The organism is Pseudomonas fluorescens, from assembly GCF_902498065.1.
GTDB lineage: Bacteria > Pseudomonadota > Gammaproteobacteria > Pseudomonadales > Pseudomonadaceae > Aquipseudomonas > Aquipseudomonas fluorescens_BJ.
Map to the genome: position 1 here is coordinate 627,406 of NZ_CABVIR010000001.1, position 18,974 is coordinate 646,379.

The 18,974-nt window shown below is 60.4% G+C and carries 19 protein-coding genes; 10 read left to right on the forward strand and 9 right to left on the reverse strand.

Annotated elements, in window-relative coordinates; translation table 11 throughout:
- Positions 1-2: 2 nt before the first annotated feature.
- Positions 3-1,457 carry a flavin-containing monooxygenase gene (locus tag F8N43_RS03035; RefSeq protein WP_150653187.1) on the reverse strand — a complete coding sequence of 485 codons (1,455 nt, stop codon included), beginning with the start codon at positions 1,455-1,457 and terminating at the stop codon, positions 3-5.
- Positions 1,458-1,641: 184 nt separating this feature from the next.
- Between F8N43_RS03035 and F8N43_RS03040 the strand changes: the two genes are divergently transcribed.
- Both F8N43_RS03040 and F8N43_RS03045 read left to right on the forward strand, forming a co-directional pair.
- Positions 1,642-2,715, forward strand: coding sequence for a diguanylate cyclase (locus tag F8N43_RS03040; protein ID WP_150631494.1), 1,074 nt, complete (start codon positions 1,642-1,644; stop codon positions 2,713-2,715).
- Between the two features lie 58 nt (positions 2,716-2,773).
- On the forward strand, positions 2,774-4,015 hold the full coding sequence (locus tag F8N43_RS03045; RefSeq protein WP_150631495.1) for a M20/M25/M40 family metallo-hydrolase: 1,242 nt from the start codon (positions 2,774-2,776) through the stop codon (positions 4,013-4,015).
- A gap of 105 nt (positions 4,016-4,120) precedes the next feature.
- On the opposite strand, the gene F8N43_RS03050 is transcribed toward F8N43_RS03045, so the two are convergent.
- The 3 genes from F8N43_RS03050 to F8N43_RS03060 form a co-directional block, all read right to left on the reverse strand.
- The gene (locus F8N43_RS03050) at positions 4,121-4,990 is read right to left on the reverse strand and encodes an isocitrate lyase/PEP mutase family protein (RefSeq protein ID WP_150631496.1); all 870 of its coding nucleotides are present in this window, start codon (positions 4,988-4,990) and stop codon (positions 4,121-4,123) included.
- Positions 4,991-5,138: 148 nt separating this feature from the next.
- The gene (gene astA / locus F8N43_RS03055) at positions 5,139-6,173 is read right to left on the reverse strand and encodes an arginine N-succinyltransferase (protein WP_150639325.1); all 1,035 of its coding nucleotides are present in this window, start codon (positions 6,171-6,173) and stop codon (positions 5,139-5,141) included.
- A gap of 61 nt (positions 6,174-6,234) precedes the next feature.
- A complete protein-coding gene (locus tag F8N43_RS03060) occupies positions 6,235-7,251 on the reverse strand; it encodes an arginine N-succinyltransferase (RefSeq protein ID WP_150653188.1) in 1,017 nt (338 codons plus the stop codon).
- Positions 7,252-7,788: 537 nt separating this feature from the next.
- Here F8N43_RS03060 and F8N43_RS03065 point away from each other — a divergent pair.
- Positions 7,789-8,361, forward strand: coding sequence for a histidine phosphatase family protein (locus F8N43_RS03065; RefSeq protein WP_150631499.1), 573 nt, complete (start codon positions 7,789-7,791; stop codon positions 8,359-8,361).
- Positions 8,361-9,116: a precorrin-6A synthase (deacetylating) gene (gene cobF / locus F8N43_RS03070; RefSeq protein WP_150653189.1), complete on the forward strand. Its 756-nt coding sequence runs from the start codon at positions 8,361-8,363 to the stop codon at positions 9,114-9,116. The genes F8N43_RS03065 and cobF overlap by 1 nt, the downstream gene beginning before the upstream one ends.
- A 123-nt stretch (positions 9,117-9,239) precedes the next feature.
- On the opposite strand, the gene ftrA is transcribed toward cobF, so the two are convergent.
- Entirely contained in the window at positions 9,240-10,214 is a 975-nt protein-coding gene (gene ftrA / locus F8N43_RS03075; protein ID WP_150631501.1) for a transcriptional regulator FtrA, read from the reverse strand.
- A 107-nt stretch (positions 10,215-10,321) separates the two neighbouring features.
- Here ftrA and F8N43_RS03080 point away from each other — a divergent pair, with 107 nt between their 5' ends.
- A complete protein-coding gene (locus F8N43_RS03080) occupies positions 10,322-10,750 on the forward strand; it encodes a rhodanese-like domain-containing protein (RefSeq protein ID WP_150653190.1) in 429 nt (142 codons plus the stop codon).
- 44 nt (positions 10,751-10,794) lie between these two features.
- On the opposite strand, the gene F8N43_RS03085 is transcribed toward F8N43_RS03080, so the two are convergent.
- Complete coding sequence (locus F8N43_RS03085; RefSeq protein ID WP_412071774.1) at positions 10,795-11,445, reverse strand: type 1 glutamine amidotransferase; 651 nt, start codon at positions 11,443-11,445, stop codon at positions 10,795-10,797.
- A gap of 162 nt (positions 11,446-11,607) precedes the next feature.
- Here F8N43_RS03085 and F8N43_RS03090 point away from each other — a divergent pair, with 162 nt between their 5' ends.
- The 3 genes from F8N43_RS03090 to F8N43_RS03100 all read left to right on the forward strand — a co-directional run bounded on the left by F8N43_RS03090 (position 11,608) and on the right by F8N43_RS03100 (position 14,535).
- Complete coding sequence (locus F8N43_RS03090; protein WP_150631503.1) at positions 11,608-12,387, forward strand: ABC transporter substrate-binding protein; 780 nt, start codon at positions 11,608-11,610, stop codon at positions 12,385-12,387.
- A 135-nt stretch (positions 12,388-12,522) separates the two neighbouring features.
- Complete coding sequence (locus F8N43_RS03095; RefSeq protein WP_150639328.1) at positions 12,523-13,635, forward strand: M14 family metallopeptidase; 1,113 nt, start codon at positions 12,523-12,525, stop codon at positions 13,633-13,635.
- 183 nt (positions 13,636-13,818) lie between these two features.
- Positions 13,819-14,535 carry an alpha/beta hydrolase gene (locus F8N43_RS03100; RefSeq protein WP_150653191.1) on the forward strand — a complete coding sequence of 239 codons (717 nt, stop codon included), beginning with the start codon at positions 13,819-13,821 and terminating at the stop codon, positions 14,533-14,535.
- 3 nt (positions 14,536-14,538) lie between these two features.
- On the opposite strand, the gene F8N43_RS03105 is transcribed toward F8N43_RS03100, so the two are convergent.
- The 3 genes from F8N43_RS03105 to F8N43_RS03115 form a co-directional block, all read right to left on the reverse strand.
- Complete coding sequence (locus F8N43_RS03105; protein WP_150653192.1) at positions 14,539-15,099, reverse strand: hypothetical protein; 561 nt, start codon at positions 15,097-15,099, stop codon at positions 14,539-14,541.
- 170 nt (positions 15,100-15,269) lie between these two features.
- Positions 15,270-15,944: a glutathione S-transferase family protein gene (locus tag F8N43_RS03110; RefSeq protein ID WP_150653193.1), complete on the reverse strand. Its 675-nt coding sequence runs from the start codon at positions 15,942-15,944 to the stop codon at positions 15,270-15,272.
- An 84-nt stretch (positions 15,945-16,028) separates the two neighbouring features.
- A complete protein-coding gene (locus F8N43_RS03115) occupies positions 16,029-16,820 on the reverse strand; it encodes a hypothetical protein (protein ID WP_150653194.1) in 792 nt (263 codons plus the stop codon).
- 157 nt (positions 16,821-16,977) lie between these two features.
- Between F8N43_RS03115 and F8N43_RS03120 the strand changes: the two genes are divergently transcribed.
- On the forward strand, positions 16,978-17,511 hold the full coding sequence (locus tag F8N43_RS03120) for a chalcone isomerase family protein (RefSeq protein WP_150653195.1): 534 nt from the start codon (positions 16,978-16,980) through the stop codon (positions 17,509-17,511).
- Between the two features lie 119 nt (positions 17,512-17,630).
- Positions 17,631-18,950, forward strand: a complete 1,320-nt coding sequence (locus F8N43_RS03125; protein ID WP_150631510.1) for an Nramp family divalent metal transporter — start codon at positions 17,631-17,633, stop codon at positions 18,948-18,950.
- The last annotated feature ends 24 nt before the right edge of the window (positions 18,951-18,974 follow it).

An 18,974-nucleotide genomic window follows, 5' to 3' on the forward strand; every position in this document is an offset into this window, starting at 1 on the left:
GATCAGGACAACATGTGATCGGCGGGTTTCAGTGTCCGGGTCAACCGGTGGTAGCTGAAACTGAACCCCGGGAACATGGCGATCACATGACCGCTCTTGCTTTGATACCAACTGTGGCAGCCTCCAGACTTCCAGACAGTGCGTTCCATCTCCCGGTGGATCATTTCAGTGTAGGTACGTTCTGCCTCGGGGCGTACTTCGATACTGCGCAAACCCTGTTCTTTTAACGTGCGAATGCAGTCGAGGATGTAATTCATCTGCGATTCGATGATGAACAGCGCCGACGTGTGGCCGATGCCGGTGTTGGGACCGGTGACGATAAACAGGTTGGGGAAGTCCGGCAGGCTGGTGCCGAGATAGGCGCGCGGGTAGGTCTCCCAGAAATCCCTGAGTTGCTTGCCGTTTTTTCCGCTGACCGGGTAGGAAATGACCCCGTCAGTGGCGTCATAGCCGGTGGACCAGACGATCAGGTCCACGTCGATATGCTGCCCGTCCTGCATGACGATGCCGGTTTCGTCGAGGGCTGCAATGCCCTGTTCGCGGCTGTGCAAGGTTACGTTGTTGCGGCCGAGCGCCGGGTACAGGGTGCTCGAGACGATGACCCGCTTGCAGCCGATGGTGTAGTCAGGGGTCAGTTTGCGTCTGAGTTCGGGGTCGGGCACTTGTCGTTTGAGGAAGCGCAGGGCGTGTTGCTGGACCATGCGGATCGCCGGTTTCGAATATTTGAAGGCAATCACCCGGGTTTCGAATTGCCAGTAGATCATCCAGCGCAGCAGTTTGTAGGCGGGTTTGAGGCCCAGCAGCCAGCGCTGGAATGGCCCAAAGGTGCGATCGCCCCGTGGCAGCACCCAATGCGGCGTGCGCTGGAACACATGCAAATGTGCAACGTCCGGGGCAATCGCCGGAATGACCTGGGCCGCACTGGCGCCACTGCCAACGATGGCGACACGTTTATGCCGATAGTCGTAGGCATGATCCCAATGGTTGGTGTGAAAAGTCTTGCCCTGAAAGCGCTCCTGGCCCTCGAAGCGTGGGACGACAGGCTGGCTCAGCGGCCCTGTGGCGTTGATCAGGAACTGCGCGTAGAACGTGCCCTTGCTGGCGGTGTGCACCGCCCAGAGCTTGGCGTTGTCGTCCCACTCGATGCGTTCGACGTTCGCCTCCAGCTCCACCCTGTCGCGCAGGCCGAAATGCTCGACCACGTGCTGCGTGTAGCGGTGCAATTCTGCTTGTTCGGCGAACATTTGCGTCCAGCGGTAAGGCGCAAAGGACAGCGAATACAGCGGCGAGGGCACATCGACAGCGGCGCCGGGGTAAGTGTTCTGGCACCAGGTGCCGCCGAAAAAGTCCCGGCGTTCCAACAGACGAAAATCGTCGATACCGGCCTTGAGCAAATTGATCGCCGCGCACTGGCCGCCGAAACCGCTGCCGATGATCAACACTTGAAAAGACTGCATAGGCCTCCTTGTTTATCGTTGTTTATCCTTTCAGGTATAGCCAATCATTGGAGGCGCGCTTCCTGTCTATAGCGCGGTATTCAGATTGCCGGCCGGTGATGGCTATTTGACGTTGCCCTGTTAGACTTCCAGCACACCCGCAAACCCGGTGTGATCAGGTTCCGTTCAGTGGCACAGAGGCCCTATGGGAAAAACGGGAGGAAAAGGACTTTCACTGGCCAGGAGGCTTTATGCATCGCGAAGCCTGGGGCTAGCTGCAGGACTGGTGTGTGTGGCCGCCGCGATGTACCCGCTCGATCCGGCCCCGTGGGTCTGGGCGATCATGCTCTTCAACGGTATCTTCTGGCCACACCTGGCCTACCTATGGTCGCGTCGGGCGACAGTCCCCTACCACGCCGAACACCGTAACCTGCTGATCGACGCCTTTCTCGGCGGCTTTTGGGTCGCCGCCATGCAATTCAATCCGCTGCCCAGCGCAGCCACCATTGCCATGATGGCGATGAACAATGTGGCCATTGGCGGTTTGCGATTCCTGCTGGTGGGCACGGTTGCGCAAATTCTCGGCGTTATCGTCGGATTTTTTCTGTTTACTCCGGCCTTCATCCCTGAAACCAGTCAACTGCAGCTATACGCCTGTTTGCCCTTGCTGTGTTTGTACCCGCTGGCGCTGGGCTGGATCTGCTTTCGCCAGGCCACCACGCTTGGCCGGCAAAAGCGCGAATTGCTCGCCCTGAGCCGTACCGACAGTCTCACCGGCCTGCTCAATCACGGTGCCTGGAAGGACCAGTTGGAAGTCGAATTCCAGCGCTGTAAACGTCAGAACCGGGGCGGGGCGATCGCTTTGATCGACATCGATCACTTCAAAGCCATCAACGACACTTACGGCCATGTCGCCGGGGATATCGTCTTGCGTCAGTTGAGCAAGGTGCTCAAACAGAACCTTCGCGCCACTGACGTGGCCGGCCGCTACGGCGGTGACGAGTTCTGTGTGATTCTTCCGGACCTTGCGCTCAACAGCGCCGCTGCGGCCATGGATGCCTTGCGTGATCGCTTCGCCACCCTCGGTTACGAACAGAACCCGGCGCTGAAGGTAAGCCTGAGCATCGGCCTGGCCGCTTTCACCCCTGCGCACACCGACGCGACGCTTTGGCTCAACGATGCCGATCAGGCGCTCTACCAAGCCAAGGCCACCGGCCGTAATCGCGTCATCTGTAGCGGCGATGGCGAACCCCATCACGAATTGCTCGACTCGGTATAGAGCCGTGTGACTCAGTCAGGTAGGGTCTGGGCTCCCGACACGAAACAAGGATCGATTCATGACGTTCAAACTCCCTTGCTCCCTGCTGGCCACCAGCCTCGGCCTCACGCTCGCGTTCGGCGCTTTTGCCCCTGCAGCCTTTGCCGAACCGCACAAACAGATTCTCGCCGATTCCGAGCAGTACAAAGGTGAAGCCCTGAAACTGCTGGAGCGGCTGGTCAATATCGATTCCGGTTCCGGCTATGAACCGGGCCTGACCCAGGTCAGCGACATCGCCATCGATGAACTGAAAAAGCTCGGTGCCACCATCGAACTCGTGCCGAACACACCCGATAAAAGCAGCCACGTGATCGCGACCCTGAAAGGCACCGGCAAGGCGAAAATCCTGTTGATGGCGCACATGGACACTGTCTTCAAGGAAGGCTCTGCCGCCGAGCGTCCGTTCCACATCAAGGACGGCCGCGCCTACGGGCCGGGCGTTATGGATGACAAGGGCGGCATCGTTGCTGGCATCTACGCGTTGAAAGTCCTGAAGAATCTCGGCTTCAAGGACTATGCGCAAATCACTTTCCTGCTCGACGCCAGCGAAGAAACCGGCTCGGACGTCGCCACCGATCTGATCAAGAAAACCGCCAAGGCCCACGATGTAACCCTCAACCTCGAACCCGGTCGCCCGGCGGATGGTCTGGTGGTGTGGCGCAAGGGCAGCGCCACCGCCGTCGTCGAAGTCAAAGGCAAGGCTGCCCACGCCGGTGTCGCGCCGGAACTGGGTCGCAACGCCGCGATGGAGGTGGCACATCAGATTCTGCAACTGGGCAAACTGGGGGATGAGGAAAAGAAAACCACCATCAACTTCACCGTGCTCAAGGCGGGGGACCGCACCAACGTGATTCCCGATCAGGCCACGGCCAGGGCGGATGTGCGCGCGGCAGTGCCGGAAGAATTCGACCGGATCGAAAAGGATCTGGCGCGGGTTTCCAAGGACAAGCTGATACCCGAAACCGAAGTTACCACCACCCTTCAGCGCGGTTTGCCACCGATGCCGCAAACGGCTGAATCGGATCGGCTGATGGCAATCGCTCAAGGGATCTACGGCGAAATCGGGCGTAAGTTGACGGAAGAGGGCAGTGGCGGCGCGGCGGACGCGAGCCTGTCGGCGGCTGTCGGTACACCGACGCTGGATGGGTTCGGGATTGTCGGCGGCAATATTCATACGCCGCAGGAATACGCGGAGGTAGAAAGCGTGGCACCGCGGATTTACCTGTTGTCGCGGATGATTATGGAGTTGGCCAAGAAATAGGTCGCCTGTTCGGACGCTATCGCTGGCAAGCCAGCTCCTGCAAGGATGACGCAAAACCCTGCAGGAGCCGGCCTGGCGAAGGCGTCAGAACGGCTCACACCGCAATTACTCTTTAACGCTCATAAACTCTTCGGCCCAACGGATGTACTCCTCAGGCTGCGTGTACGTATGCGTCAATTCCGTAGCGCTCAGATCCGAGGCCTGAGTGAAGTACTGCCGCTGCTCGCGCAGGCTGTCGTAAGTCGCCTTGATCGCCGCAAAGTAAGCGCCATGACCGTCGATGGTGACCCGCACACCCAGCTCCGCCAGACGTTTGTCGTCGCGCAGCAGCGGGTTGCCGTAGGTGACCAGCATCAGTGGTACGCTCAGGTGTTCGGCGATCTGTTCCAGGTGGTCGAAGTCCCGCACGCCCACCATGCAAATCCCGTCCGCACCGGCCTTCTGGTACTGCTGGGTGCGGCTGATGATTTCCTGCACCGGCAGGATTCCCGCGTGGGTGCGAGCGATAATGGCCATTTCCGAGTCGACCCGGGCTTCCAGCGCTGCGCGGATCTTGCCGACACCTTCGGCGACGCCGATCAGGTCGGTGGACTTGCGGCCGAATTGCGCCGGCAGCAGGGTGTCTTCGATGGTCAGGGCGGCGATGCCGGCACGTTCGAGTTCGACGATGGTGCGCATCACGTTGAGGGCGTTGCCGTAGCCGTGGTCGGCGTCGGCGATCACCGGCAATTGGGCGACACGGCCGATGCGAGTGGCTTGCTCAGCGAACTCACTGAGGGTGATAAGGGCGAAGTCGGGAGCGCCCAGCACCTGTAGCGAGGCGACAGACCCCCCCAGAATCCCTACTTCAAAACCCAGGTCCGCGGCAATGCGCGCCGACATCGGGTCGAAAACCGACGCGGTGTGATAGCAGGTATTGGAAGCGAACAGCTCACGGAAGTTACGGCGCAAATCTTGATGTGAAAGCCTGGACATATGAGTTCCACCAATGGAATGGAAGGGCTTGAGCAAAAGTGTCAACGCCGAAAAACAAAAGGCTATCACGCAAAGGGGGGAAGAATGATGACGAATTTGCAGCGCGGGCCTGATCGAAACCACTCATGGCGAGGAGTGAGGTTGCTCTTCAAGCCGCCGCAGCCTGCTGCTGTCGGTTGAGCAGCGGCACCGCGCGTACCGAGCTGCCGGGTTGCAGTTGCAGGCGTTTGGCGGTGAGCCGGTCGACGATCAGGCTGTTGCCTACCCGTCTGGCGGGAGCGGCGGTGATGCGACAGTTTTCCAGTCGGCGGTTGTGGATCAGCCAGACCGGCGCCTGGTCGTCCGGCGTGCCGATGGCCAGCGTCAGCGCCTGGCTGTCGCGCACCGTGCGGATTTTCGAAAGCGGTGCTTCGATGACCGGGCCGGCGTCGAAGATATCGATGTAGCCCTTGTGCGTGAAACCTTCGGCGGTGAGGATTTTCAATGCCGGTTCGGTATTCGGGTGAGCTTTGCCGATGACGGCCTGGGCCTGTTCGGTGAGCAGGCAGGTATACAGCGGTTGGCGCGGCATCAGTTCGGCGATGAACGATTTGCTGCCCAGCCCCGACAAGTGATCGGCATGGTTGAAGTCCATCTTGAAGAAGTGCCGGCCCAGACTGTCCCAGAATGGCGAACAGCCTTGCTCGTCGGCACTGCCACGCAGTTCGGCGATAAGCTTCTCGCCGAACAGGTGCGCAAATTCGGCAACAAACAGTAAACGCCCCAACGACAGCAACCGGCCATTGCTGCCGTGGCGTTGATCCTGACGCAGGAACAGGGAGCAAATCTCCGATTGCCCGGTCATTTCGTTGTTCAGAAACAGCGTCGGGATCTGCCGCTGGATGCCCAGGTCCGGTGACGCACTGACCGTCAGCCCGACCCGATAGTTGTACCAGGGCTCACGCAGTCCAACGGCTCCCGTCAGTGCGCTGACCCCCACTACTTGCTGATCGTCGTCTTCAAGCACGAACAGGTAGTCGGCATCGGCCCGTTCAACCTGTTCCGCGAAAGTCCGTTGCGCCCAACGCACCCGGTGCGCCAGGCGGTCCTCGCAGGCGGGCAGGGTGGTAAACCCGGGACCGGCGTGTCGAACCAGCGCCAACAGGGCGGGCAGGTCGGTGACGTGGACCGGACGGACAATCATGATGCAGCTCCTTCTACACGCTTGTTCGAGCACTGTCGTTGGGCACTGGGTGTGAAGTGGCTCACAGTGCGATCACCCGGATAGGGCTGCCTTCGGTGACATTCAGTGCCGCGCACATCTCGGCGCCAAGGACCACGGGTTGCCCGGCGGTGTAGTCCAGATCGGCGACGATGGCGCGATAGTTTCGCAGTGAGTCGTTGCTCACCAGATAGCGTCCGCGAGCATCGATGGTCGAGCCCTGTTTGACGGTGCCATTCTGGCTTTGCGCGATAGAGCGGATGCTGGCAAGACGTGCATACAGGGTCGGGCCGCCATCGAACAGGTCGATGTAGCTGTTAGTCTCGAACCCCTCGCGCTCAAGGATATCGAAGGCCTCCTGGCCGTCGGGATGAATACGGCCGATGCAGTCCTGTGCGGCCTGAGGCAGCATCGGCACGTAGATCGGATAGTGCGGCATCAGTTCGGCAAGAAATGTCCGGCTCTCCAACCCGCAAAGCCGCTCGGCCTCGGAGTAGGGCAGGTCGAAGAAGTGTTTGCCCAGCGCATCCCAGAATGGCGACTGTCCTTCTTCGTCGCTGTAGCCGACGATTTCGGTGATTACCGCTTCGGCGAAGCGCTGCAGGTGCGCGGCGATGAACATCAGTCGCGCCCGTGACAACAGTTCGGAGGACGGTGTGCGTACCAGTGCCGCATCGATGTGAAACCCCCGCAGCAAGGTGTGGCCACTGAGGTCGTGGCACAACGACAGCGCCGGCACCCCGTGCTCGATGTTCAGTTCCCGCGAGGCGCTGGTGAAGTGTCGGTTGCGCAGGCTATAGAACGGCTCGCCGAAACCGGCAGTGGCGAGGATTTCCGAACAGCCCGCCAGGCGCCGGGTAGTCAGATCCTCCAGCACGAAGAAATAGTTTTCCGGGCCATTGCGCCGCACGTCTTTATCGAACGAGGCGCAGGAGTCAAGAATCCGCTCGCGCAAGCGTTCGGTGTCGTCCGGCAGGGACGTGACACCGACCAGGCTTTCTTGCGCAAGTCGCTGCAATTGGGGCAGGTCGGTTAACTCCACTGGGCGTAAGACCAGCATGGATGCACTCCTGTATCAAAGGGTTCGGCGGTTGGCACGAACCTGACTATCACTGTCGGTTTCCACGCATTGAATCGGCGGTCGCTTGCTGCAGTTGCCAGGCGCCGCTCTTTTTCTTTTCAGTCAGTCGCTGCTTGCCGAAGGCAGCGCGATGCTGTCGGTCGGGTGGGAGCGGAGGCGGTGGTACATGTTGCTGGGAGAGGGCATCCGGGCTCCTGCTGGATGAGGGTGGCGTTTAGATTTCATAATCCGTTGCAGGAGTATTTATGGAACGCGCGCTCCATGTCTAGTGAATTTTTGTGCGCTTATTTCCGGCCCCAAAATGGGGCGAAATGCCCGTATGTAGAGGGCTACACCAATGTCGATCAACCTTGTAGGTCCTCGCTGACAGGGGGGGCGCAGACCGCTGTTTTTCAAGGGCGACAAGCGTTGGCAAGGTGTGAAACGAAACGCCCCCAATCGTGTTTCTTGCGGCACAATTGCCTGATTGTTGGCGGCGTGACGCCGTTTTCCTTTCCCTTTATCGAGTGATCCTTCGTGCAGGCGACCCGTTTGACCCTGATGTGCCACGCTCGAACCGTCGCACAGAAATTGGCGCGCTTTCCTACGGACGAGCCGGTGGAGATGGATTGGCAATCGGCTAGAGGTTCGTTGGGTTCCCGGTTCAAGAAGGCGCCGCGCCTGTTCTGCGGTCCGGAATTGCGGGCCCGGCAAACCGCCGGGTTGTTCGCCGGTGACGCGCAGATTGTCGAGGCGCTGAGGGAGTGTGATTTCGGACGCTGGAAGGGCGCGCGGATTGACGACTTGCAGCAATCGGAACCCGAAGCGTTGCAGTCCTGGCTCGATGATCCGTGTTCGGCCCCTCACGGTGGCGAGTCGGTAACGCAACTCGGCGAGCGGGTGGCCACCTGGCTGAAATCGCTGGAGGCAACACCGGGACACTGCGTTGCCATCACCCATCCATTTGTCATTCGCGCGGCGCTGACCCATGTGCTGCAAAGTTCCGCGTTCAATCTGATCGATGTCGAACCGCTGTCCGCCATTGAATTGCGGTTCAATGGTCGTTGGCGCTTGCGCGTGTCGGGCACAGACCTCGAGGGAGCCTGCTGATGAAAAAACTGATGGTCATCGGCATCGGTGCCGGCAACCCCGACTACATCACGATGCAGGCCGTGAAGGCACTGAACCTCGTCGATGTGTTTTTCCTCATGGACAAGGGCCAAAGCAAAGACAAACTGATCGACCTGCGTCGCGAGATTTGCCAGCGCTACATCACTGATCACGCCTACCGCTTCGTCGAAGCCCTCAGCCCGGAGCGCGAGCGCGCAGACGTGGACTACAAGGCGAGTGTGGAAGACCTGAACCTTGCCAAGCAGTTGACCTTCGAGCGGCTGATCAATGAGGAGATATCCGACGGCCAGTGTGGCGGATTCCTGGTGTGGGGTGATCCGGCGTTGTACGACAGCACCCTTCGGATCTTGCAGGCAATTCTGGCGTCCGGTCGCTGCGTCTTCGAGTTCGACGTGATCCCCGGTATCACCAGCGTCCAGGCGTTGGCGGCCCAGCATAAAGTGCCGCTGAACCGGATCGGACGCTCCTTCGAAATCACCACGGGCCGGCGCCTGGCGGCAGGACAGGTGAGCGATGCCGACAGCCTGGTGGTGATGCTCGACGCGGAAGATTCCTACCGTCAAGTGGCGGATCAGGAGACGGAGATTTACTGGGGGGCTTACTTGGGGACGCCGGATGAAATCCTCATCAGCGGCAAGCTCAAGGACGTGGCGGACGAGATAGAACGGGTGCGCAAGGCGGCGCGGCTGGCCAATGGGTGGATTATGGATACGTACCTTTTGCGCAAGCCTTGAGAGATCAAGTGTTTGCCCCGACGCCATCGCCGGCAAGCCGGTCTCGCTCCCACAGGGATCCGTGACGATCAGAGATCTATTGTGGGAGCGAGCTTGTCTCGCGATGAGGCCCTCAAACCCACTTCAAATCTTCGCTTCGACCTCCCGCCCAAACCGCTCCCGATACACCGACGGCGGCACGCCAACCACGTTGCGAAACGCCACCCGGAAACTTTCCACCGAGCGATAGCCACACTGCTCGGCAATCTGGTCGGTATTTCTGCTCGTGCTTTCCAGCAATTCACGGGCCCTCGCCAGGCGTTCATGCTGCAACCACGCTTTGGGCGGCATGCCCGTGGCTTCAGTGAACCGACGCAAGAACGTCCGTTCACTCATCGCCGCCTCGCTGGCCAGGTCACGGACCTCCAGCGGCTCATGCAAACGCTCCCGAACCCATTGCATCACGCGGGAAAGATCGCTGCGCGGCGCAGGACTGACCGGTGTCGGAATGAACTGCGCCTGGCCGCCGGTGCGTTGCGGCGCCATCACCAGCCGCCGCGCCACCGAGTTGGCCACTTGGGTGCCGAAATCCCGTGCCACCAGATGCAGGCACGCATCGATACCTGCGGCGCTGCCCGCCGACGTGATCAGTTGGCCCGAGTCGACGTAGAGCACGTCGGGGTTTACCCGTATGTTCGGGAAACGCGCGGCCAGTTCCGAGGTATAGCGCCAATGCGTGGTGGCACCGTGACCGTCGAGCAAACCGGTCGCCGCCAGGACGAACACGCCCGAGCAGATCGACAGCAACCGCGCGCCCCGCGCATGGGCCTGGCGCAGGGCGGTGATCAACGCTTCGGGCACCGCAGCGTTGCGATCGCGCCAACCGGGAATGATGATGGTTCGGGCGTCGCCGAGCAGTTCCATGCCGCCATCGGCCAGCACCTGAATGCCACCCATGGCGCGCATCGGGCCCTGATCCACGGCGACGATCCGGTGTTCGTACCACGGGAAATCGAACTCCGGGCGCGCCAGGCCGAAGATCTCCACGGCGATGCCGAATTCGAAGGTGCAGAGGCCGTCGTAGGCCAGAATCGCGACTAATCCAGGGTTGGGCTGCATTTGGCGGAAAGTTCCCGGTGAGTGTCTTCTGCGCCACTTTAGCCGCAAGCGCGTGGCGGATAAAGTCTTCTCACGCCCACCACAACCACACCGTTGGAGTACCGCTCATGACCAGCCTGGTCCGCAAGATTCCCGCCGCCCCATCGGCCATTGCCCTGATGCATTTCAGCAACCGTCTGACCTTTGAAACCGATTGTTCCGACGTCAACGCGAGCCAGCAGGCCGGTGACGTGGATTTTGTGCTGGTGGACGTGCGCGGTCCGCAGGCGTTCGAGCGCGGTCATGTGCCGGGCGCGATCAATCTTCCGGGACGACTGCTGACCGCTGAAGGGTTGGCCACGTGGGCGAAGTCCACGCTGTTCGTGGTCTATTGCGCCGGGCCGCATTGCAACGGTGCCAACAAGGCCGCAGTGAAGCTGGCGGCGCTGGGCTACCCGGTCAAGGAAATGATCGGCGGGGTGACCGGGTGGCTGGATGAAGGGTTTGAGTTGAGCACTGAGGTGCAACGGCCAGCCGCCATCGGCTGCGAATGCTGACGGTAGGAGCCGGCTTGCTGCGGCCGGCTCCTACAGATCTTTGGTCAATTGCCGGATACCGCCCACCAGTCATCCAGCGTCGCCTGCAACCAGCCAAAAACGGCGGCGTGGGCGGCGCTGTCCGGTTCTCCCCGTGGCAGCGGCGACTCCTCGGCAAAGTGCGCATTGAGCGTCGCCACCGACTCGGCATTCCATTCGGGGTGAAACTGCAAACCCACCCGCGCAGGCCCTGCGCGATACATCTGCTGCTGGCATTGATCGCTGCTGGCCAGCAGCTGCGCGCCGGGCGGCAGGTCGATGGCGTCTTCATGCCATTCCAGCACCTTCAAAACCTGACCATCGACAAAGCGCACGGGTATCCAGCCGGTTTCTGTCCGGTCCATTCGCCGCACATTCCCACCCAGACTCAGCGCCAACAACTGCGCCCCCAGACAAATCGCAAACACCGCCGCGCCCTGATCCAGACTGCGCGCCAGCCACTGACGTTCAGCCTCCAGCCACGTGGGGCCGGCGTTGGACTCATAAGGCCCGCCCAATAAAATCACCGGTTCCGCGCTCACTGGCGGCAGTTGACCAAGGTCGGCGCGCAAGACGTTCAGCGTCAATCCTCGGGAGGCAGCCCAATCGGCAATCGCGCCAGGACCTTCGGCGGGGTGGTGCTGGATCAGGTTCAACGTGCGAATCTCATCGTTCATTTAGCTCGCCTTTCTTATAAATATTTGTCGCCTATGCACAATTTACAGGCCTGAAGCCGCTCTAGACTGCCCGCCACTTCGGTCTTTTCCAATAAAAAAGCTCTGACCGAAAGCTACCAATCGAACGCTGCCAATAAAAGCCTCCGCCCACAGGAGTTATAAATGAAGAAGCTAGTGATGTTCGGTGCCCTGGCACTGTCGATGTTGTCCCTGACCGCTGTGGCCGAAGACGCCAAGCCGATCCGCATCGGTATCGAAGCCGGTTACCCGCCATTCTCGATGAAAACCCCCGACGGCAAACTCACCGGTTTCGACGTCGATATCGGCGACGCGCTGTGCGAGCAGATGAAAGTGAAATGTACCTGGGTCGAGCAAGAGTTCGACGGCCTGATCCCGGCGCTGAAGGTCAAGAAGATCGATGCAATCCTGTCGTCCATGACCATCACCGATGACCGCAAGAAAAACGTCGATTTCACCATCAAGTACTACCACACCCCGGCGCGCTTCGTGATGAAGGAAGGCACCGACGTGAAAGACCCGCTGACCGAGCTCAAGGGCAAGAAAGTCGGTGTACTTCGCGCCAGTACCCACGACCGCTTCGCCACTGAAGTGCTGCAACCGGCCGGCATTATCCTGGTGCGTTACGGCTCCCAGCAGGAAGCCAACCTGGACATGGTCTCCGGCCGCCTCGACGCGATGCTGGCCGACTCGGTCAACCTCGACGACGGTTTCCTGAAAACCGACGCGGGCAAAGGTTTTGCTTTTGTCGGCCCGACTTACGAAGACGCCAAGTACTTCGGCGGCGGTGCCGGTATCGCGGTGCGCAAGGGTGATAAAGAGCTGGCGGACAAATTCAACACCGCCATCACTGAAATTCGCGCCAACGGCAAGTACAAGCAAGTACAGGACAAGTACTTCGCTTTTGATGTTTACGGCGAGTAATTCAACCGTATAAGAAAGTGGCAACCGTGAATGCGGTTGCCACTTTTTTTATGTGCCGTGATTTACCCGGCCAACATATTTCCATTGCTGGAGCTGGCTTCGTGATCCTGAGCGTCGGTTTCGACAGGAGTTTCTATGCAACGCATCGACCACCCATTGCCCTGGAGCCACCTGGGCACCGAGCGCACCCTCAGCGTGTTTCGTTATGGCGCGGGCACACGCAAGGTTTACATTCAGGCCAGCCTGCACGCGGACGAACTGCCGGGCATGCGCACGGCGTGGGAGCTGAAAAAACGCCTGGCCGAACTCGAAGCTCAAGGCCAGTTGCAAGGCGTGATCGAACTGGTGCCGGTGGCCAATCCCATCGGTCTGGATCAGCACCTGCAAGGCAGCCATATGGGCCGTTTCGAACTGGGCAGCGGCAAAAATTTCAATCGCTCGTTCGTCGAACTCAGCGCGCCGGTGGGTGAGCTGATCGGCGATCAGTTGGGCGCCGATGCCCAAGCCAACATTGCGTTGATTCGTCAGACCATGGCTCAGGTTCTCGACGGTTTGCCTGCACCCAAGTCGCAACTGGAAGCCATGCACCGCTTGCTGCTGCGCCACGCTTGCGACGCCGACATCACCCTCGATCTGCATTGCGATTTCGAAGCGGCTATTCATATTTATGCACTGCCGCAACACTGGTCGCAATGGAAGTCCCTGGCGGCTCGGCTGAAGGCGGGCGTCGCGTTGTTGTGTGAAGATTCCGGCGGCAGTTCTTTTGATGAATCCTGTTCCTCACCGTGGTTGCGCCTGGCGAGGGCGTTCCCCGGGGCGGCGATTCCACCGGCCAACCTGGCGACAACGCTGGAGCTGGGCAGCATGGGCGATACCCGGGTCGATCAGGCCCAGGCCAACTGCGAAGCCATTCTCGGGTTCCTCGCCGAGCAGGGTTTCATCAAAGGCACCTGGCCGGCAGCACCGAGTGAATGTTGTGAAGGCATGCCTTTCGAAGGCACGGAGTACCTGTTCGCGCCCCATCACGGCGTGGTCAGTTTTCTGCGCGAAGCCGGTGAATGGGTCGAGAAGGGTGATGCGCTGTTTGAAGTGGTCGACCCGTTGAACGACCGGGTGACCACCGTGCGCGCTGGCACCAGCGGCGTGTTGTTTGCCATTGATCGTGGACGCTACACGCAACCGGGGACGTGGCAGGCGAAAGTCGCGGGGCGCGAGCCGATCCGGGTTGGCAAACTGATCAACGACTAACCGAGATATATTTGGCGCTTCATAAGGCCTCATCGCGGGCAAGCCCGCTCCCACAGGAGAATGCGTTTCAAATGTGGGAGCGGGCTTGCCCGCGATGACGGCATCAGCCGCACCGAAAATCCCCCGGCTGGCTTCACAGTGTTAGGCTCTGCCCCGAATCCTGCGCTCTGTGAAGGAAGGTTTATGTTGAAGTTTCTCGCTCTGCTGACACTCCTGGCGTCCACCGCCGTCCACGCTCAAACCCCGCTACACACCGATCTGCCGCTCAAATACCTGGAGCAGGCCAACCCCGAATCCGTCAATCAGCCTCTGGTGGTTTTCCTCCACGGCTACGGCAGTAACGAACACGACCTGTTCGACATCAAGGATGAGCTGCCGGCCCGCTACAACTACCTGTCGGTGCGCGCGCCGATGGTCATGGAGGAGGGCAGCTATCAGTGGTTTCGCAAGAAAGGTGAAGGCGCCTACAACGGCGAGACGGATGATCTGAAGGCCAGCGGCCAGGTGCTGCTGGATTTCGTCGCACAGGCTGCGAAGAAATATCACACAGAACCGAACAAGGTTTTCCTGGTGGGCTTCAGCCAGGGCGCGATCATGTCTTACGAGGTCGCGCTACGTCATCCCGAGGCCGTGGGTGGAATTGCCGCGTTGAGCGGGCGGATTCTGCCCGTGCTCAAGTCCGAGCTCAAACCCGATGAACAACGTCAGAAACTGGCGATTTTCATCGGACATGGCACGGCGGACAAACGCCTTCCGTTCAACGACGGCACCGAGGCGGACAGCCTGTTGCAGCGTCTGTCACTCAAGCCTGACTTTCACGCCTACCCAGGCGTCGGTCACAGCATCAGCGGCACAGAGATGCAGGACTTGAGCGCCTGGTTGCAGCGTCTCAACCCCTGAGCCTTATTTGCCGGAAACGATCTGCTTGACCAGCGCTTCGTGGCCGGCATTGTCGCTGAGGCGGGAAATCACCTGAATCAGCGCCATACGCTTGCCCGAGGCGGCCATCAGCGTGGTGTCGAGGGTTTTGCCGCCGCCCTGGGTGGCGATGCTGTCGATCTGTCGCAGTCCCAGCCCGGTGCCTTTCTGCGTGATGCTTTTTTCGCTGAGCTTGGTGAAATCCGGCAATGCCTTGGCTTGGTGGGTGGCGAAGTCGGACGCCGTGGCGTCGAGGAACTCACCGTCGTTGTCCTTGGCGTTGACGCCGCCGGGGATGGTGTTTTCAGCGGCGATCACCACGGTTTTCGTGGTTTCGTTGGTGTACAGGGTGCCACTCGCACCGGTCGCGTCCGCCGGAAGCGGATTGGCAACAAAGCCCTTCGGCAGGGTGAATTTGAATTTTCCGCCCAGCATCGAGACGCTCTGTGCTGGCGCTGTCTCTTTGGCCGCCTGTGCATTCAAAGCCCCCAGGCTGGCAGCCATTGCCAGCAGCAGGACAACGGCTTTTTTACTCAACAGTGACATTCAAAATCTCCAGGGTGGTCTCGCGGTGGGGGGGCGATCATCCCATGGAGGTCGTGATGCATTCCAGCGTGGGCTAACGGACGGTCGGGCGGGGGAGTACCGTTCAGGTCACGTCTGCGTCCCTGTGGCGAGGCGAGCCCTCACCCCAGGGGGCTGCAGGTCGCAGTGGCTTACTGCGCCTGGTTTTGCGGAAACAGATTGCGCCGGGTTTCTTCGTCGAATTCGGCTTTCAGCACCAGTTTCTCTTTAAGACCCCGGGCACGCTGGGCGGCCGGGCGGGCGCTGACTTCATCGAACAGGCGCTTGACGTTCGGGTACGCCGCCAAACCGTTCTCGCCGAGGATGTACGGCGCGTAATTGGCCCAGCCCCACAGCGCCATGTCGGCGATGCTGTAAGTGTCGCCGGCCAGGTATTGATGGTCGGACAGGCGCTGATCGAGCACGCGGTAATGACGCTCGACTTCCTTGAGGTAACGGTTTTTCGCGTAGGGCAGGTCTTCCGGGGCGTGATGCAGGAAGTGCACCGCCTGACCAGAGAATGGCGACAGGCCGGTGGCGATGAACATCAGCCACGACAGCAGTTCGGCCTGGCCGGCAATGGAGGTCGGCAGGAAGCGCTGATGTTTTTGTGCGAGGTGCAGCAGGATCGCCTGGGAGTCAAACACAGTGGCGTCGCCATCGATCAGCGCCGGCACTTTGGCGTTCGGGTTGATCGCCAGAAAGGCTGGCTGGTGTTGCTCGCCCTTGAAGGTGTCGACGCCGATCAATTCGTACGGCGTTTGCAGTTCTTCAAGCAGCAGGGCGACTTTCATCGGGTTGGGCGAAGGGTGGAAAAAGAATTTCATGGTGGAGGCCTCAGTCAGTGGTGGGTCTGGAACTGAGGCTAATGGTGGGCGAAACCTGTTCGATTGACGTACAGGGTTGTTGTTCTACTTGTTCGATAAAGTTGAACGTGTTGTGGGCGTTGCTACCGGTTTGGCCAACAGGCGTTTGGTGATGCCGAGCATGACTACGGACACCGCGACGCCCAGGCCAAAGGCCTTGAGACCCATGCTCGGCAAAGTCAGCGCCAGGACCAGGCAAAACGCGCTAAACGAATACATCCCGGTCGCCGTGGCCCGCAACAACGCTGCGGTAAACGCTGGACCGCGGGTTTGCTGGGAAAACACAGCCATCACGCTGCCCAGCACCGGGAACACCGCGAGCAAGCCGCTCCAGCGTTCACCGACGGTGCTGGCCAGCCAAGTGACCGCCAGGGTCAGCAGGGCGCCGGCAATCATGCGCAGCAACAATTTGTCGGACTTCGGCGCCGGCCCCGAGATGATCGGCTGCACATGGGGGAACAGGTACGGCGCCGCCAGCAACGCGGTCGCGGCGGCGATTACCGAGAACACCAGGGAGGGCGGGATCACCGACAGTGCAACCGCCGCTGTCGCCCAGACCAGCAGCGAAACCGTCAGCGCCCACGGCCATCCCGCCCGTTGGGCAACCTGGGCGTAGGTCACGCAAAAGGCAATCATCGCGAACATCGCGGATAACGCGGCGGTCGCCGATTGCGCGGCAAACACTTCACCTTGTTCGATAGCGAGGAAGAACAGAATCGGTCCGACCACCACTGGCAACCCCGACAGCCAACCGGCAACGCTCGGGCCCCAGCGTTTGCCCGCGAGGGAGATCAGTAAAAGAAACCCGGGAATGACCAGCAGTTTGAGCAGCAGCACGAAGGCGCCTCCGACCTGTGTGAGGCGGCAACGTTAGCATTGCCGAAGATGGATTGCTCTAGGGATTGTTGGTTTTTGTATACAAAGCTCAAGACTTGTACAGTCACACATTTTGCGTATAAGTTTCATCAATCATTCGCGCGCAATGGAGCCGATCATGACCCGAGCACGATCACCCCTGCGTCATAGCCTGTGGCTGTTGGCATTGCTGGGCAGCCAAGCGTTGGCCAATTGGCAGGACTCGTTACCCGGCGCCCAAATCATTGGCACCGGCGAGTTCCGGATGTTCGGTTTCGATGTCTACAACGCCCGACTCTGGAGCGCCACGCAGCCGTTGGCGAGCGACCAGCCGTTTGCCCTGGAGCTGATCTATCAGCGCAGGATTTCCCGGGACGATCTGGTGCAGGCCAGCGTCGATGAAATCAAACGATTGTCGGGCACGTCGGTCAGTACCGGGCAACTCGCGGGATGGGAGGCGCAGATGCAGCAGGCGTTTGTCGATGTCCAGGCCGGCACCCGAATCACCGGGGTTTACTTACCGGGGCGGGGCGCACGCTTTTTTGTCGGCCAGCAGTTGCGGTACGAGATAAAAGACCCGGCGTTCGCCCGGGCGTTTTTTGATATCTGGCTCGACCCGCGCACCAGCAATCCCGAGTTGCGGCAGCAGTTGCTGGGTACTGCACAACCCTGAAGACCACAAAAGCAACAGCAACAGCATCAGCAAGGGCGGCGGTCTTTTGCGTTTGTCTGTACACCCAAAAGCGCGAAACGTCTAAGCTGCCCCTCCCGTCCGGTTTTTGGAATGTTTGCGTGAAATTCAGTTTGCCCAAAGTCGCCACTGCGCCTTTTTGTCCGCCGGAAGTGGCGGGCAGCGTTGCCGTTGACCCTCGCGCGTCATTTTTCAAACGGGTCCTGCGTTTCGCCGGCCCGGGCTTGTTGGTGTCCATCGGCTACATGGACCCGGGCAACTGGGCCACCGCCATCGAGGCCGGTTCGCGGTTTGGTTACAGCCTGTTATTTGTGGTGTTGCTGGCGAGTCTGGCGGGGATGGTGGTGCAGTGTTTGTGCTCGCGTCTGGGCATCGCCACCGGGCGCGATCTGGCGCAGTTGTCCCGCGAGCGCTACAGCACGCGGACCGCGCGCACCCAATGGGTGCTGGCGGAAATCTCGATCATCGCCACCGACCTCGCCGAAGTGCTCGGCTGCGCGCTGGCGTTCCATCTGCTGCTGGGCTGTTCGCTCAGCGTCGGCATTGCCCTCACGGCATTCGACACGCTGCTGGTGCTGGCCCTGCAGAACCGTGGCTTCCGCCGACTGGAAGCGATCATGCTGGTGCTGGTGAGCACCATCGGTGTGTGTTTTTTCGTTGAGTTGTTGTTGATCAAGCCCTATTGGCCGGACGTCGCACGGGGATTCACGCCGTCACTGTCGGCCATCGGCGATGCGGCGCCGCTTTACCTGGCCATCGGGATTCTCGGGGCTACGGTGATGCCGCATAACTTGTACCTGCACACCTCGATCGTGCAGACCCGGATGATCGGCAAGGACCTGGCCAGCAAGCAGGACGCGGTGAAACTGGCGCGCATCGACACCATCGGTTCCCTGGCGCTGGCGCTGCTGGTCAACGCGGCGATCCTGATCCTTGCAGCGGCGGCGTTCCACAAGACCGGGCACACCGACGTGGTGGACATCCAGGACGCCTATCACTTGCTTGATCCACTGGTGGGCGGTGCGTTGGCCAGTGTGCTGTTCGGTGTCGCGTTGCTGGCGTCCGGTCAGAGCTCGACGTTTACCGGCACCATCGCCGGGCAAGTGATCATGGAGGGTTATCTCAATCTGCGGATTCCCTGCTGGCAGCGGCGGTTGATTACGCGAGGGCTGGCACTGATCCCGGCGTTTGTCGGCGTGTGGCTGATGGGTGACGATGCGATTGGCAAGCTGCTGGTGTTGAGTCAGGTGGTGTTGAGTTTGCAGTTGCCGTTTGCGCTGTATCCGCTGATCCGGATGACCAATGACCAGAAATTGATGGGGCCGTTTGTGAATCGGTTGCCGACTCGGGTGTTGGCTTGGGGGTTGTTTACGGTGATCAGTGGGGCGAATAGCTGGTTGATCTTTCAGTTTTTCGGGTGACTGGTCTGGCCTCATCGCGGGCAA

Coding starts and splice junctions, on each gene's coding strand:
- F8N43_RS03035 (WP_150653187.1), bottom strand. CDS start 1,457: ATGCAGTCTTTTCAAGTGTTGATCATCGGCAGCGGTTTCGGCGGCCAG.
- ftrA (WP_150631501.1), bottom strand. CDS start 10,214: ATGCAGCCCAACCCTGGATTAGTCGCGATTCTGGCCTACGACGGCCTC.
- F8N43_RS03110 (WP_150653193.1), bottom strand. CDS start 15,944: ATGAAATTCTTTTTCCACCCTTCGCCCAACCCGATGAAAGTCGCCCTG.
- F8N43_RS03040 (WP_150631494.1), top strand. CDS start 1,642: ATGGGAAAAACGGGAGGAAAAGGACTTTCACTGGCCAGGAGGCTTTAT.
- F8N43_RS03080 (WP_150653190.1), top strand. CDS start 10,322: ATGACCAGCCTGGTCCGCAAGATTCCCGCCGCCCCATCGGCCATTGCC.
- F8N43_RS03085 (WP_412071774.1), bottom strand. CDS start 11,445: ATGAACGATGAGATTCGCACGTTGAACCTGATCCAGCACCACCCCGCC.
- F8N43_RS03060 (WP_150653188.1), bottom strand. CDS start 7,251: ATGCTGGTCTTACGCCCAGTGGAGTTAACCGACCTGCCCCAATTGCAG.
- F8N43_RS03095 (WP_150639328.1), top strand. CDS start 12,523: ATGCAACGCATCGACCACCCATTGCCCTGGAGCCACCTGGGCACCGAG.
- F8N43_RS03120 (WP_150653195.1), top strand. CDS start 16,978: ATGACCCGAGCACGATCACCCCTGCGTCATAGCCTGTGGCTGTTGGCA.
- F8N43_RS03105 (WP_150653192.1), bottom strand. CDS start 15,099: ATGTCACTGTTGAGTAAAAAAGCCGTTGTCCTGCTGCTGGCAATGGCT.
- F8N43_RS03045 (WP_150631495.1), top strand. CDS start 2,774: ATGACGTTCAAACTCCCTTGCTCCCTGCTGGCCACCAGCCTCGGCCTC.
- F8N43_RS03100 (WP_150653191.1), top strand. CDS start 13,819: ATGTTGAAGTTTCTCGCTCTGCTGACACTCCTGGCGTCCACCGCCGTC.
- cobF (WP_150653189.1), top strand. CDS start 8,361: ATGAAAAAACTGATGGTCATCGGCATCGGTGCCGGCAACCCCGACTAC.
- astA (WP_150639325.1), bottom strand. CDS start 6,173: ATGATTGTCCGTCCGGTCCACGTCACCGACCTGCCCGCCCTGTTGGCG.
- F8N43_RS03050 (WP_150631496.1), bottom strand. CDS start 4,990: ATGTCCAGGCTTTCACATCAAGATTTGCGCCGTAACTTCCGTGAGCTG.
- F8N43_RS03090 (WP_150631503.1), top strand. CDS start 11,608: ATGAAGAAGCTAGTGATGTTCGGTGCCCTGGCACTGTCGATGTTGTCC.